At 64.8% G+C, this 15457-nt stretch carries 8 protein-coding genes; 3 read left to right on the top strand and 5 right to left on the bottom strand.

What is annotated here, in order from left to right; all coding sequences use genetic code 11:
* The first annotated feature begins 1 nt into the window (after nucleotide 1).
* Entirely contained in the window at nucleotides 2–1114 is a 1113-nt protein-coding gene (locus CK227_RS13840; RefSeq protein ID WP_095773345.1) for an NAD(P)/FAD-dependent oxidoreductase, read from the top strand.
* Nucleotides 1115–1189: 75 nt separating this feature from the next.
* Complete coding sequence (locus CK227_RS13845; protein WP_095773346.1) at nucleotides 1190–3247, top strand: ABC transporter ATP-binding protein/permease; 2058 nt, start codon at nucleotides 1190–1192, stop codon at nucleotides 3245–3247.
* Between the two features lie 117 nt (nucleotides 3248–3364).
* Here CK227_RS13845 and CK227_RS13850 read toward each other — a convergent pair whose 3' ends face one another.
* The 5 genes from CK227_RS13850 to CK227_RS13870 all read right to left on the bottom strand — a co-directional run bounded on the left by CK227_RS13850 (nucleotide 3365) and on the right by CK227_RS13870 (nucleotide 13139).
* Complete coding sequence (locus CK227_RS13850; RefSeq protein ID WP_095773347.1) at nucleotides 3365–4879, bottom strand: malonyl-CoA synthase; 1515 nt, start codon at nucleotides 4877–4879, stop codon at nucleotides 3365–3367.
* Between the two features lie 179 nt (nucleotides 4880–5058).
* Nucleotides 5059–5802, bottom strand: a complete 744-nt coding sequence (locus CK227_RS13855) for a GntR family transcriptional regulator (protein ID WP_095773348.1) — start codon at nucleotides 5800–5802, stop codon at nucleotides 5059–5061.
* Between the two features lie 359 nt (nucleotides 5803–6161).
* Nucleotides 6162–6839, bottom strand: a complete 678-nt coding sequence (gene rpe / locus CK227_RS13860) for a ribulose-phosphate 3-epimerase (RefSeq protein ID WP_095773449.1) — start codon at nucleotides 6837–6839, stop codon at nucleotides 6162–6164.
* A gap of 188 nt (nucleotides 6840–7027) precedes the next feature.
* The gene (locus CK227_RS13865) at nucleotides 7028–10891 is read right to left on the bottom strand and encodes a hypothetical protein (RefSeq protein WP_095773349.1); all 3864 of its coding nucleotides are present in this window, start codon (nucleotides 10889–10891) and stop codon (nucleotides 7028–7030) included.
* A gap of 10 nt (nucleotides 10892–10901) precedes the next feature.
* A complete protein-coding gene (locus CK227_RS13870; protein WP_095773350.1) occupies nucleotides 10902–13139 on the bottom strand; it encodes a hypothetical protein in 2238 nt (745 codons plus the stop codon).
* 212 nt (nucleotides 13140–13351) lie between these two features.
* Here CK227_RS13870 and dnaK point away from each other — a divergent pair, with 212 nt between their 5' ends.
* Nucleotides 13352–15268: a molecular chaperone DnaK gene (dnaK, locus tag CK227_RS13875; RefSeq protein WP_010912682.1), complete on the top strand. Its 1917-nt coding sequence runs from the start codon at nucleotides 13352–13354 to the stop codon at nucleotides 15266–15268.
* Nucleotides 15269–15457: the final 189 nt, after the last annotated feature.

The following is a 15457-nucleotide window of genomic DNA, read 5'->3' on the forward strand; positions in this document are numbered from 1 at the left end:
CATGCAGACAATCGATTGTGTCGTCGCCGGAGCAGGCGTCGTCGGGCTTGCCATCGCCAGGGCGCTTGCCGTGTCGGGCCGCGAGGTGGTGGTGGTCGAGCAGGCGGATGCGATCGGCACCGTCACCAGTTCACGCAATTCCGAAGTCATCCATGCCGGGCTCCATTATGCGCCGGGAAGCCTGAAGGCCCGGCTCTGCGTCGAAGGGCGCCGCCGTCTCTACGCCTACTGCGCCGAGCACGGCATCGCCCATAAGCGTACCGCCAAGCTGATCGTCGCCAGCGAGCCAAGCCAGACCGACGGATTGCGGAAGATCGAGGCCAATGCGCGATGCTGCGGGGTCGACGACCTGCAATTCCTGACGCGTGACGAAGCCGAAAACCTGGAACCTGCACTGACATGCGCGGGCGCGCTCCTGTCGCCATCGACGGGCATTGTCGACAGCCATGCGCTGATGCTGTCGCTGCGCGGCGAGGCCGAAGCCGCCGGTGCGTCCTTGGCTTTCCTGACCACCGTTGCCGGAGCGACGATCGGGACCGGCGGGATCCGGATCGACACGCGCGATGCCAATGGCGAGACCTTCGCCCTGGAAGCGGCTGCCTTCATCAATGCCGCGGGCCTCGAGGCTCAGGCCCTGGCCGCCCGGATCGACGGTTTCCCCGAGGATTTCATCCCCCGGCAGTGGCTGGCGCGCGGGAATTATTTCGCGCTTCCCGGCCGCTCGCCTTTTTCGCGGCTGATCTATCCGGTTCCGGTCGACGGCGGCCTCGGCGTCCATCTGACGCTCGACCTTGGCGGCGGTGCGCGCTTCGGGCCCGATGTCGAATGGATCGACCGTGTGGATTATACGGTCGACCCCGGCCGAAGCGCCGTCTTCTACGAAGCGATCCGGCGCTATTGGCCCGACCTTGCCGAGGGCGCCCTGCTACCGGCCTATGCCGGCGTCAGGCCGAAATTGTCTGGCCCCGGCCAGCCTGCCGCCGATTTCATCATCCAGGGTCCGGCCGATCATGGCGCCGGGCGGATCGTCAATCTGTTCGGCATTGAGAGCCCCGGCCTGACGGCAAGCCTGGCCATCGCCGACCATGTCGTCGAACTGCTGCACCCGCGATAACGGGCGCGGTCAGGAATTTGTCATCTCAAGCGGCCATCATGAAACCTTTTGATTTCGAGCTCGTTGTCGGGGCGTATGTCCGAGGCGAAACCCAGATCCAGACCGGCCGACGGCATCAAACCGCGCGGCGCCCCCAAGCCGCGACGGCAGCGTGACGATCGCTCGCGCGCCGAGGAGCCGCGCGAAAAGAAGCCACGCAACAAGAGGATGTCGACCGTCGAAGCGGCCGCGTCCGGGACTGCCGGCGAAGCTCCGCCGCCGGAAGCCGTCGAACCCGATCCCGAACTGACGCCCAAGCAGGCAGAGGAGGCGCGCAAGAAGTACCTGCTGAAGCGATTCTGGATCAGCGGACGCGGCTATTGGGGACGGCACGGCGACAAGCTCGGCTGGCCGTTGACGGTCGGACTGCTGGTCCTGATCGTCGTCAATCTCGGCTTCCAGTACGGGATCAACGTCTGGAACCGCTCGATCTTCGACGCCATCGAGAAGCGCGACGCCCACACCGTCTATTTCCTGAGCGCGGTGTTCGTGCCTGTCGTGCTTGGCAGCATCAGCCTTGTCGTCGCGCAGGTCTATCTGCGCATGACCATGCAGCGCCGCTGGCGCTCCTGGCTGACCGCCTCGGTGATAGCGCGTTGGCTCGCCAACGGCCGCTACTACCAGCTGAATCTCGTGCAGGGCGACCACCAGAACCCCGAGGCCCGCCTCTCGGAAGATCTGCGCGTCGCCACCGAGGCGCCGGTCGATTTCGTCGCCGGCGTGATCGTTGCCACCCTGTCGGCGTCGACCTTCATCGTGGTGCTGTGGACGATTGGCGGGGCCTTGAGCTTCACCCTGGGAGGCTCGACCTTCACCGTGCCCGGCTTCCTCGTCGTCACAGCGGTGATCTATGCCGCGATCACCTCCACCTCGATGTTCGTCATCGGCCGCGATTTCGTGCGGCTGTCCGAAGAGAAGAACCAGACGGAAGCCGAATTCCGCTACGTGCTGACGCGCGTGCGCGAAAACGGCGAGAGCATCGCCTTGCTCGGCGGCGAGGAGGAGGAACGCAGCGGCATCGACAGGACCTTCGGCGGCGTGCTGAAGCGATGGGCGCAACTGACCGGCCAGCATATGCGCACGGCCCTGGTCTCGCAGGGCTCGAGCCTATTCGCACCCGTCGTGCCGGTCTTGCTCTGTGCTCCAAAGTTCCTTGAAGGCTCGATGTCGCTCGGCCAGGTCATGCAGGCGGCCTCCGCCTTCGCCATCGTGCAGGGCGCTTTCGGCTGGCTAGTCGACAATTATCCGCGCCTCGCCGACTGGAACGCCTCCGCGCGCCGCATCGCCTCGCTGATGATGTCGCTCGACGGGCTGGAGCGCGCCGAGCAGAGCGACGAGCTCGGGCGCATCCAGCACGGCGAGACCAAGGGCGATACGATGCTTTCCCTCAACGAGCTCTGCGTGACGCTCGACGACGGCACGTCTGTGGTCAAGGAGACGGAGGTCGCCGTCGAATCGGGCGAACGGGTGCTGGTTTCAGGCGAATCCGGCTCGGGCAAGTCAACGCTGGTGCGGGCGCTCGCCGGCCTGTGGCCGTGGGGAAGCGGCAGCGTCGATTTCCATCCCGACAAGCGGTTGTTCATGCTGCCGCAGCGGCCCTACGTCCCTTCGGGCACACTGCGCCGGGTGGTCGCCTACCCAGCGGCCCCCAACAAGTGGAAGCTCGAGCAGATCAAGGCCGCCCTCGACAAGGTCGGCCTCGGTTACCTCGCCGACCGGATCAAGGAGGAAGCGCCCTGGGACCAGACGCTGTCGGGCGGCGAAAAACAGCGTGTCGCCTTCGCGCGCCTTTTGCTGCATCGCCCCGATATCGTCGTGCTGGACGAGGCGACGTCGGCGCTGGACGAAAAGAGCCAGGACCAGATGATGCAAACGGTGATCCGCGAACTGCCAGAGGTGACCATCGTCAGCGTGGCGCATCGCGCCGAACTGGAAGCGTTCCACACCCGCAAGATCACGCTGGAGCGGCGTAAGGGCGGCGCGAAACTGGTCGGGGATATCGACCTCGTGCCGCGCAACCGCAAACGCGGCCTATTTCAGCGCGCCTTGTGGGGCTCCGGCACGAGGACCGAAAAGCCGCGGAAGGCGAAGTAACGGGGCCCCCCACTACCTAGAGCAATTCCAGGAAAAGTGTGAGCGGTTTTCCGTCCGGAATTGCGTCAAAACAAAGAGTTAGAGCGGTTCGCCGTTTCCATGAAACGGTGAAACGCTCTAGGACGTGTAGAGATCCTTGTAGGCGTCGCGCAGAAGATTCTTCTGGACCTTGCCCATCGTGTTGCGCGGCAATTCGTCGACGAAGATCACCTGCTTCGGGTGCTTGTACCTGGCTAGGCGCTCGGCGATGGCGCCGAGGATTTCGGCTCCGCTGATCGCCGCCCCCGGCGCCCGCACGACGACCGCGGTGACGCCTTCGCCGAAATCCGGATGGGCGACGCCGATGACGGCGCTCTCGCTCACGCCGTCAAGCGCGTCGATCTCGCTTTCCAGTTCCTTCGGATAGATGTTGAAGCCGCCCGAAATGATCAGGTCCTTGCCACGGCCGACGATATGGACATAGCCGTCGGTGTCGATCATGCCGAGATCGCCGGTGATGAAGAAACCGTCGGCGCGGAATTCCGCCTTGGTCTTTTCCGGCATGCGCCAGTAGCCGCCAAAAACGTTCGGACCCTTGACCTCGATCATGCCGACCTCGCCTTGGGCCAGCGGCTTGCCGCTGTCCGGGTCGGCGATGCGCAGCGACACGCCAGGCAAGGGGAAGCCGACCGTGCCGGCGCGCCGTTCGCCCTCATAGGGGTTCGAGGTGTTCATGTTGGTCTCGGTCATGCCGTAGCGTTCGAGGATGGCGTGGCCGGTGCGTTCGCGCCAGGCCTTGTGCGTGTCGGCCAGCAGCGGCGCCGAACCGGATACGAACAGCCGGATGGTCTTCGTCGCCTGTCGGTCCAGTCCATCCTGCTGCAGCAGCCGCACATAGAAGGTCGGCACGCCCATCAGCGCGGTGGCGCGCGGCAGCAGCGCGACGATGCGGGCCGGATCGAATTTCTGTTCGAACAGCATCGAGGCGCCCGCCATCAGGACGACATTGGTGGCGACGAACAGGCCATGGGTGTGGAAGATCGGCAAAGCGTGGATCAGCACATCGCCCGATGTGAAGCGCCATTGCTCGACCAGCACCCGCGCATTCGAGGCCAGGTTTTCGTGGCTGAGCATGGCGCCTTTCGAGCGGCCTGTCGTTCCCGACGTGTAGAGGATTGCCGCGAGATCATCCGGCCCGCGCACCACATCGTGAAAATCCGACGGCAGATGCGAGGCCTGGTCCGCCAGCGATCCCCGGCCATAGCGGTCGAGCGTGACGACGACGGCGCCGGATGGCTCGACCATGCGGCCGATATCGGCCGCCTTTGCCGGATCGCAGACGATGACGCGCGGCGCTGCATCCGAGAAGAAATAGTCGAGCTCGGTCAGCGTGTAGGCGGTGTTGAGCGGCAGGAAGACGGCGCCGGCGCGCACGCAGGCGAGATAGAGCAGCAGCGCTTCCGGGCTCTTCTCGACCTGCACGGCGACCCGGTCGCCGGGCTCGACATCCAACTGCAGGAGCGCATGCGCGAGCTGCGCCGACCGCGCCAGCATGTCGCCATAGCCGAGCGCGCGCCCGTCATCGGTTTCCATCAACAGATGCCCGGGCGCCGGCATCCGGGACCGGAACGCGTCGAACAGATGATTGCTCATGAAGTCTTCCTGCGGTGACGGCAATGGCGACGCCGGCAGTGCCTCTGGGGCGACATGAGTCGGCGGCGAAGAGTTCGCGTTTCCCGGCCATGCCGTCAAGGCCGCAAACGGCGGTCCAGCACGACACGTCCGCCGAAAGGTGGCTAAGGATCGCGACAAGGCGCCAAGGGAAAAGATCGTTACGGCCGGGCACGTGCGGCCGAGGCGGCGACCTTTGAGACTTCGCCTTGCTTGAAACGCTCCATGCATATGGAAGCGGTCAGCTGGTAGTGCTCGATCAAGGCCTTGACCGCGCCGTCGGCATTGCCGTCCAGTGCGCATTCGGCGATCAGCCGGTGTTCGGCGAAATCGTCGCGCGGGATGCTTTCGCCGTCATTGGCCATTTGCCGGTAGCGGTAGGCGTGATCGGAAAGCTGATCGCAGAAACCCACCAGCCAGTGCGACCGGCAGGCCGAAATCAGCACCCGATGGAAGGTGCGGTGCAGTTTCTCCCAATCGGAATCGAGCGACGTGGCATTTTGCAGCGAAAGACGTGAGGCGCGGCCCAGGCGATGCAGCGCCAGCACCAGCTGTTCCTCCCATTCGGCGGTGCGATGGTCGATGGATTCGCGCAGCGCCCGCTCCTCGAGCCAGCAGCGGGTGCGCGTCAGCTCCTCGAGCTCCGCCGCACTGACCGGCATGATGAAAAAGCCACGCTGGTCGTGGCGACCAAGAAGTCCTTCGGAGGCAAGACGATTGAGAGCTTCGCGAACCGGGGAAGCGCCGGCGCCATATTTGGAAACAACCCACTCGACCCGCAGCTTGCTTTCGGTTTCAAGAGCGCCGCTGAGCAGATCCTCCCGCAGTTGATGATAGACGGTGCTGGCAAGCGTGCTCTTGGATCCTGTGCCGTCGTCGTTCAGATTGGCAGCTCCGTACGTCAAAGCGACTCCTCGTCCCAATTTCTGGCCTGGGCAATTCGAGTCCGAAAAAACGTCCCTCTCCGTACATGTATTATACAGCCTCTGCCGTCGGGCGCTCAAGCAGAAGATCGCGTTATTGTACTTTAGCACAAAGAAATATACCCCAAACCGCTGGGGGGTCGGGCAAACTCGCTCATCTCCACAACCAGCGGAAACTTAACGTGTTTCGTATGCACGCAGAATCATCTGTTCTTCGTGTGCTCGCGCGAGCGTCTTTTCTGCCGCGCGCGCGCGCAAAGATGCCGGATCGGGCGGCCGAATCAGCCTTGTCCGGGCTCGACACTCGGCGCATGGATGCACAAGGCGGCCCGCACGAATCCTTAGCCGGCGGCCTTGTCGGCCGCTGTCCTGATCGCCTCGATGTTGGCGCGGTAGGCTTCGATGCTGCCGCCCTTGAAGATGGCCGCGCCCGCCACCAGCACATCGGCGCCGGCTGCCGTGACCAGGGGGGCTGTTTCGGGCGAAACGCCGCCGTCGATCTCGATGCGGATCGGCCGGTCGCCGATCAGCGCCTTGACCCTTCTCACCTTGTCAACGATCCCCGGGATGAAGGCCTGGCCGCCAAAACCCGGATTGACGGTCATGATCAGGATCAGGTCGAGGCGGTCGAGCACATATTCGATCATCGTTTCAGGCGTCGCCGGATTGAGCGATACACCGGCCTTCTTGCCGAGATTCCTGATGGTCTGCAACGAGCGGTCGAGATGCGGCCCGGCCTCGGCATGCACGGTCATGCCGTCACAGCCGGCTTCGGCGAAAGCGGCGAGGTAGGGATCGGCCGGCGCAATCATCAGATGGCAGTCGAAGAAGGCCTTGGTGCGGTTGCGGATCGCCTTGATGACGGGCGGGCCGAAGGTGATGTTGGGGACGAAATGGCCATCCATGACATCGAGATGGATCCAGTCGGCGCCTGCCGCCGCGACGGCTTCGACCTCGTCGCCGAGCCTCGAAAAGTCCGAAGCCAGCACCGACGGTGCGATCAAGGTCTTTCTGCTCATCCTGCGGCCTTTCCAAGCGTCCTTTTTCATCGGGCTCTGAACCGACTGCCTAATGCGCTCCAGATGACTTGTCGAGGGCGCAGGTACGGGCGCCGCCTGCAGCGTATGGCGCGGCAGGATTGCCAAGGATCAAAAAAGAACCCGCCGGATCGCTCCGGCGGGTTTCTGGTCTGGTGTCGAACAGCTGGTTACTGCTGCTGGAGCTTCAGGATTCTGTTTGGATCCTGCTGCTGGTCGACCTGCGGCTGACGCCGTGGCAGCACTTGCTGCAGCAGCAATCCCGGGTTGATCTCCAGCGATGGTTGTCCCCGGATCGGCCGGCAGTTCGGATACCGTCCAATCGTGCCTTCCGGGCAGCGCCGCTTGAAGATCGGCTGGCACTGGCCATTGATCATCTGCGTGCCCGGCGCGCACTCCGTCTGCTGCCTGGGCCTGCGGCATGCGCCGTCGATCACCTCGGTGCCGCGCGGACAGACACACTCGCCGCGCTTGTTGTGGACCTGGCCGCGTATGTCGCATTGCTCCAGTTGCGGCTGCTTGCGCCGGCACGCGCCGTCGATCACCTCGGTCCCACGCGGGCAGACGCAATCGCCATTGGCATCGTGCACCTGGCCGCGGATAGCGCACTGCTCGGGCTTCGGCCGGACCGGCCGGCAGGCCCCATTGCGCACCTCGGTGCCCTGTGGACAGACGCAATCGCCATCGCCATTGCGGATCTGTCCGGGGATGCGGCACTGCTCAGGCTTCGGCCGCACCGGACGGCAGGCGCCGTTGCGCACCTCGGTCCCTTGCGGGCAGACGCAGTCGCCATCGCCATTGCGGATCTGGCCGGGGATGCGGCACTCCTCAGGCTTTGGCCGCACCGGGCGGCAGGCGCCGTTGCGCACCTCGGTCCCTTGCGGGCAGACGCAATCGCCATCGGCATTGTGGATCTGGCCGCGGATGGTGCACTGTTCGGGCCTGTCGGTCCTGACGCACTTGCCGTTCTCCAGCGCCGTGCCGCGCGGGCAGATACAGCGCCCGTCCTCGGTGCGGATCTGGCCTTCGAGCAGCACGCAGCGCTTCGGCGGCGGCGGTGGCGTCGGCAGAATGTTGGTGCCGCCGCCGGTGCACTGGCCGTTGCGGAAGGTGGTGCCTTCCGGGCAGACGCAGCGGCCGGCATCGTTCATGACGAAGCCCGGCGAGCATTCCTTCTTCACCTCATGGGTGATGTTGAAGGGATGGCACGCATAGGCCTTGCCGCGATCGCCCTGCACATTGGCCGCATCCTTGGACAGCACATCGCCGCCGCCCTGCACCCGTGTATCGGGAGACAGGACGCCAACGCAGTTCTGGCCATTGACGTTGCCCTGCAAATTGGCCAGACGCACGTCGTCGGGAATGACCACGGTGACGTGATGCGACTGGCTCTCGCCGGCGCCGAGCGTCAAGTTGGCAATACAGGACAGAGGCAGGGTCGCCGGTTCGGGCGAGCAGCCGAAGGGCGGGTCGATCGAGGTGATCGCAACGCCGTCCAGCCGGCCGAGACCCTCGACGCCGATCGCATCGCCGATGCGAACCGGGCCGGAGAAGGGGCTCGTCCCGTCATTGGTGATGGTGATGTCGAACGAGCAGGGCTGGCCGAGCCGGCATTCGCGGTCGCCGGTCTTCTCGACACGGATGGTCGAGGAGCCGCCACCCTTGGCGCAGGCCTGGCCGATCGGATAGACGATGTCGTCGCCAGGCGCCGGACCATAGGAGCCGCGCGCGCAGTTCTCGAACTCGCCATTGGCCGAGACGGTGACGTCGAAGTGCCTGCTGGTTCCGGGCGTCATGACGGCGCCGGGAATCTGGCACGACAGCGTGTTGGCCGGAAGCGGTCCGCACGCCCATTCCGCGCCGTCGGGGGTGACGGTCTGGATCTGGACCGGCGCCCCGCCCGACACCAGCGCGGCGGCATCGTTGACCCGCACCGGGCCGGTGGGGGCGGCCGTGCCGGCGTTGGAGACGGTGACGCGGCAAGAGACGACCGCGGCACCGGCCAGCGAACCGTTGCACACCTTGGTGATGCGCAGGCCAGGCTTGCCGCCATTGGGACGACGGATGCGTTCCTTGGCGCAGGCCTTGTTGTTGGTGAGGTCGACCTCACCGGGAATGGCCTTCACCGCGGCGCAGTTCTCGACCGTATCCGACTGGTAGCCGGCCGGCATGACCGCCTTGACGAAGATCGGCGTCGAGGCGCCCGCGGGCAGCGAGATGCCGGCATTGTCGCAGCGGAACTGGCCGGGGCCGTTCGGACCGCATGTCCAGGGCGGGCTCGGCCCGAAGGTCGAGGAGCTCGGCGCGCCGCTGGGATAGTTGTCGATCACCGTCAACGGCCCGTTATAGGTCGATGTGCCGTTGTTGATGATGTCGATCACGAAGGTGCAGACGCCGTCCGGCGTGCAGATTTCGGTACGGGCCCGCTTCTTCAGGATCAGGTCGACCTTCTTCTCTACCGGCGGCTGGCAGTCGCGGTCACGATCGCCACGGCGGCAGATCGGGATCGAGGCGCAGCCACGGTCGTTCGACTGGCTGCCGAACAACGGCTTGCCGCTGGCGGCATAGTTGTAGGTCGCGCAGTTGCGCAGTGCACTGCCTTGCCAGCCCCCGGCCGGCTTGAAGCCGAGCTTGAGGTCGACAAAGGCCCCCGGGTTGAGCGTGGTCACCGGATAGGTGCACGTCATCGGGGTGGTGCCGGGCACGCAGACCCAGGGCGGATTGGGCCCCGAACTCAGCGTCGAGCCGGCCGGCAGCGTCACCTCGTCGAGCACGATCTTGCCGTTGTAGGGTGCGGTGCCGACATTGGTGACCCGGATGGTGAAGTCACAGCCGCCGGCCATCGTGCAACGTGGCACGTCGGCGCGTTTCTCGACCTTGAGGTCCGGCTGCTTTTCAGGCGGGCATCTGACGTCGCGCGGGATGACGATGTCGATGGTCTGCGTGCAGCATAGGCCCCAGCCTTCCTTCGGCCCGGCATAGGTCTCGATGCCGGTGACGATGAGGTGGATGACGTCGCCGGGCGATGCGCCGACGATCTTCCAGTTCAGCACGCCGCCGCCTGGAGGCACCAGCTGGGTGTCAGGCATGATGGTGATGCCGGGCGTCGTCGTCGAAACCTGCACCCACTTGCCGCCCATCTCCGGGCCGACCGGCATGTGGTAGATGAAGGCACCGCCGCCGGGCACGCAATCGACGGTGCCGCGTTCCACCTTGAAGCATTCCTTGCCGGGAGGTGGCGGCGGCGGGTTGCATTTGGTGACGTCGATCTTGATCGAGGTCTTCACACCGGTCTTATAGTCGCCGTCGTCCGGCTTGCCCGGATCCTGCGACGGGATGACGGTCGCCGGGCCGCCCCTCAGGCTCACTCTGATCTGGCCCTGGTTGTCGACCGTCGTCGGCGCAGGAAACGCCGCATGGTCTATCTTGGCGGTGATCCGGAAGGTGATGATGCGTTCGTTCACGGCGCCTGACCCGTCGAGGTCGGAGGCGGAAATCCGGAAATCGGAAACATCGGCGGTATCGTCGGGTCCGGCCGAATTGCTGATGACGGCCGCCGGCAGCGGTCCGCCGGAAGCGTCCGTGCCGTCGCCGGCGACCTGCACGTTGACGATCGACAGTCCGTGCGGCAGCTGGTCCTTGAAGTCGATCCTTGCGGCTTTCAGTAAGGCGGCGAGGCTCGGATTGTCGAAGCCTTTCGGATCGCCGCGCAGGCCGAAGCTCAGGAAATATTCGACATAGTCGCAGCTTCGCTGGCCGCCTTTCTTGGTGAAGAAGGGCACGATCCGGCCGGGCTCCGGATTGATCACCCGGGGATTGTCGAGTTCGAGCCGTGGCTCCGGACTGACGGTTTCGAGTTGACCGGCCGGAGCAAGGTCTTCAGCGAAGCCGTGCACCGGGGTGAGCATGGCGACCGCGATACCGGCCGCCATCAGCCAGCGCGCGCCGCGCCTGGCATATGACAGGGGTTTCATGATCGTCTCCATGACGGTTGAGTGGTTTTGCGCGAACGGGGAGAGTGCGAGATTGTTCATCTTCCCCTCCTCAACGTTCGCAGCTGACGGCTGGGGTGCGGAGCGGCAAGGTCATCTTGCAGCAAGGGTAGTAGCCACCCTTGTCCTTGTCGGACTTCCTGTAGAAGCAAAGTCCAACATCCACTCTGTCGCCCGGATAGTGGCCGGTGATGCCGATCGTGTAAGGCGTGCCGGGCGCATGCGACATGGGTGAGGTCACCGCGACGCCTGGCGTCCTGGACTGGGCCTTGATCGAATCGCCGCCGAAGCCGGCATGGTCATGGAGATAGAGATCGGCCTCGAGGCCCGAAGGCGTGCAGTAATACTGGACGTCCTCGACATCGAGACAGGGAGGCAGGTTGCCGGGCGGTGGGAAGTCCGGCGGGTAGAAGGGTGGCAGATAGCCGCCCGGGATTTCTTCATAATAGCCGGCGCGGCCCTCGCAGGGGTGCCAGACGGCGACGTCGCCGACATGGCCTTCCACCTCGGGATCTTCGAAATAGCCGTCGAAATCGACGAACCAGGAACCGAAGGGCGGCACGTTGGCCGGCTTGACCAGGTCCTTGGGCGTGATCTGCACGCCATGCACGGCGAGCGGCCCGCCGGCTGAGAGCTGCTCGGCAAGCGTCGGATTGTCGCGCAATTTGTCGCCGGTGTTGACCAGCGTCTGCGTGCACACCGAGGTGTCGAGATTGCCGTCGGCGTCATAGCCATATTGCAGGTCGAGGCCGCCGGCCGACTGCCGGTTGCCTTGCGGGAAGCCGACCGCATATTCCTGCGGCACTTCCACCCAGACCGATTCCGTTGCCGGATCGTCCGGATTCTCGTGCCAGTAGCGGATGACCTCGCCTTTGCCGGAATCGGCGAACTGGCTGTAATCATAGCGGTTTTCGACCGGGCCGCGCTGGGCGAGATACATGAAGCCGCTGTTGTCGAAGGCGATATCGGTGACGGCGTAGTCCTTGTCGGCCTTGACCGTCAGTTCCCAGCGCGGGTCGCCGGCAAAGCCGCCGTCGCGGGCAATGCCCACCGACCAGATTTCCGACTTTTCGCCGACCGAATAGTAGAGCCGGCCGCCATGGTAGGAGACGGCCCAGACGCGGCGCTCGTCCTGGGTGTAGCCCCAGGTCTCGGGGTCTTCCGTGTCGAAGGCGGCACCCTGAATGTCCATCACCGCGGCATCGTCGGCGACGGGAGCCAGGCCATGCGCCGGGCGCCCGGCGACGCCATGATCGAACGTGTCGATCAATCTGCCGGTGGCGTCGATGCGATGGATCAGGCCGGTGTCGAGATCCGAGGCGAAGAACTGGCGGTGGTTGGGATCGAAGGTGAGATTGCCGATGCCGGGACCGCTGTCGGTGTCGATGTCGGCGAATTTGGCGACCTGGCCGGTGATGCCGTCGATCTTCCAGATGGTGCCCGGGCCGCCGCCGTTTTCGGTGCCGAACTGGCCATCCATGAAAGTGGCGCCTGCCGTGCCGCGGCGCTGCCGCTCCGGCCTGCCGTCACTGTCGGCGTCCGGCGTGACGATGCGGATGCCGTGCAGCGAGGTTGCGGCGGCGTAAAGATTGGGAACGCCCGACGGAACCCCGCCGCGCACGCCGTCATCATAGGTGAGGCCGAAAACCTGGCCGATCTGGCCGGCCGTCACCTCGAAGGGCGGCGGCGTGAAGACGAGCTGGCCCGAGGCCGGCCCGCCGAGATGCGAAACGTCGAAAACGCGCAAGGTGGCGCGCGTGGTGTCGATGAAGGTTTCGTCGACCGGATCGACGCCGGGCGGCAGGCCTTCGTCGAAGTTCGGAATGACGGTGCCGGAAAATCCGGTGACCGCCATCGAGCCGGGATAGATGACCTGGGTGTCCTGCGCCCGGGCGACGCCGCCAAGCCAAAGGCCGGCGGTCAGGGCAATCGCAAGAAGTCCGCCGGTTGCCTTGATCAGGCGGTGCAAACGGCTGGCGCGAGAAGGCACGAACGGGCCGTGATCGCAAGACATGGAACTCCCCCCGAAGTCTGCGGGAGGAGCCTCCGGCTGTGCCGCGCGAACCAGGGCAAGGCGCGGCGGTCCGGCTCGTTCTTCCCTGCTCGAATTGTCTGCTTTCCTCATTGTCACGATACGCCTGCTCTTACGCAGGGTCAACGGAATCAGCAGGAAGCCCAGCGCATCGACCCCGTCCCGAAGGCGGTGGTCGCGCCGAGTTCCTGTTGTTCCCGGAGACCTGGGAGTCTCTGGGTTGCTGGTCATGGGGGCTTCCTTTCCGGGCCGCACCATGCGGCACCTTGACCTCTGTCGCGGACGGAGGTGGAAAGGTTCATGGAAGCCTTGCGCAGAATGCTTGCGCCCGCTGTCGCGTGTTCTTATATACGCGCCAAGCCGTCCGACGCCGGAACTCCGGTGGCCGGACGGGATTTCTTGTGAACAGGGGCTTTCGTCGGAACGCCTTCACGGGTCCTGAAAGCCTGCTTAGCGGAGAGACTAGAAAAATGGCAAAAGTAATCGGTATCGATCTCGGAACCACCAATTCCTGCATCGCCATCATGGATGGCAAGGAGCCCAAGGTTATCGAGAATGCGGAAGGCGCGCGCACGACGCCTTCCATCGTCGCCATCTCGGGCGACGGCGAACGTCTGGTCGGCCAGCCGGCCAAGCGCCAGGCGGTCACCAATCCTGAAAACACCATCTTCGCGGTCAAGCGCCTGATCGGCCGCCGCTATGACGATCCGGTGACGGAAAAGGACAAGAAGCTTGTCCCCTACAAGATCGTCAAGGGCGACAATGGTGATGCCTGGGTCGAAGCCGGCGGCAAGAAGCAGTCGCCCAGCCAGATCTCGGCCATGATCCTGCAGAAGATGAAGGAAACGGCGGAAGCCTATCTCGGCGAGAAGGTCGAGAAGGCGGTCATTACCGTTCCGGCCTATTTCAACGACGCCCAGCGCCAGGCCACCAAGGACGCCGGCAAGATCGCCGGCCTCGAAGTGCTGCGCATCATCAACGAGCCGACGGCCGCCGCGCTCGCCTACGGCCTCGACAAGAAGGATGGCAAGACCATTGCCGTCTATGACCTTGGCGGCGGCACGTTCGACATTTCGGTGCTCGAAATCGGCGACGGCGTGTTCGAGGTGAAGTCGACCAATGGCGACACCTTCCTCGGCGGCGAGGATTTCGACATGCGCCTGGTCGAGTATCTGGCGGCCGAGTTCAAGAAGGAACAGGGCATCGACCTGAAGAACGACAAGCTCGCCTTGCAGCGCCTCAAGGAGGCGGCTGAAAAGGCCAAGATCGAGCTGTCGTCCACCACGCAGACCGAAATCAACCTGCCCTTCATCACCGCCGACGCGACCGGGCCCAAGCACCTGACGCTGAAGCTGACGCGCGCCAAGTTCGAAAGCCTGGTCGAGGATCTCGTCCAGCGCACCATCGACCCGTGCAAGGCAGCACTCAAGGATGCCGGCCTGAAGGCTGGCGAGATCGACGAAGTGGTCCTGGTCGGCGGCATGACCCGCATGCCCAAGATCCAGGAGATCGTGAAGCAGTTCTTCGGCAAGGAGCCGCACAAGGGCGTCAACCCGGATGAGGTCGTTGCTCTCGGCGCCGCCATCCAGGCCGGCGTGCTGCAGGGCGACGTCAAGGACGTGCTGTTGCTCGACGTGACGCCGCTGTCGCTCGGCATCGAGACGCTGGGCGGCGTGTTCACCCGGCTGATCGAGCGCAACACGACGATCCCGACCAAGAAGAGCCAGGTGTTCTCGACCGCTGAAGATTCGCAGTCGGCCGTGACCATCCGCGTCTTCCAGGGCGAGCGTGAAATGGCCGCCGACAACAAGGCGCTCGGCCAGTTCGACCTGGTCGGCATTCCGCCGGCGCCGCGCGGGGTGCCGCAGATCGAGGTCACCTTCGACATCGACGCCAACGGCATCGTCAACGTTTCGGCCAAGGACAAGGGCACCGGCAAGGAGCACCAGATCCGCATCCAGGCCTCGGGTGGCCTTTCGGACGCCGACATCGAGAAGATGGTGAAGGACGCCGAAGCCAATGCCGAGACCGACAAGAAGCGGCGCGCCGTGGTCGAGGCCCGTAACCAGGCCGAGGCGCTGGTGCATTCGTCCGAGAAGTCGCTGAAGGAATATGGCGACAAGGTCTCGGAAGCCGAGCGCACGGCGATTTCCGATGCCATCGCGGCACTGAAGACCGCCGCCGAGGGCGACGACGCGGCCGACATCGAGGCCAAGAGCCAGGCGCTCGCCGAAGCTTCGATGAAGCTCGGCCAGGCCATGTACGAGGCCTCGCAGAAGGAAGCGGCGGAAGCCGACGCCAAGGCGGATGCCGCCAAGGACTCCGACGTGGTCGATGCCGATTTCGAGGAAATCGACGAGGACGACGACAAGAAGAAGTCGGCCTGAGCCGCTTGACGGCAAGATAAAGCGGAAAGCCCGGCGTAAAGCCGGGCTTTTTTGCAACCCTCGCTGAAAAAAGTGCGGGGCCTGCCGAAAAAATCACTGAAAACCACGGACAAGTTCGCGCCGGCCCTAGCATCGGGGCAGCACCGCTCCTAAATCGAGGCGACGTGCCGGCAAACGACGCAACAATGC

This window comes from Mesorhizobium sp. WSM4308, from assembly GCF_002294905.1.
Classification (GTDB): domain Bacteria; phylum Pseudomonadota; class Alphaproteobacteria; order Rhizobiales; family Rhizobiaceae; genus Mesorhizobium.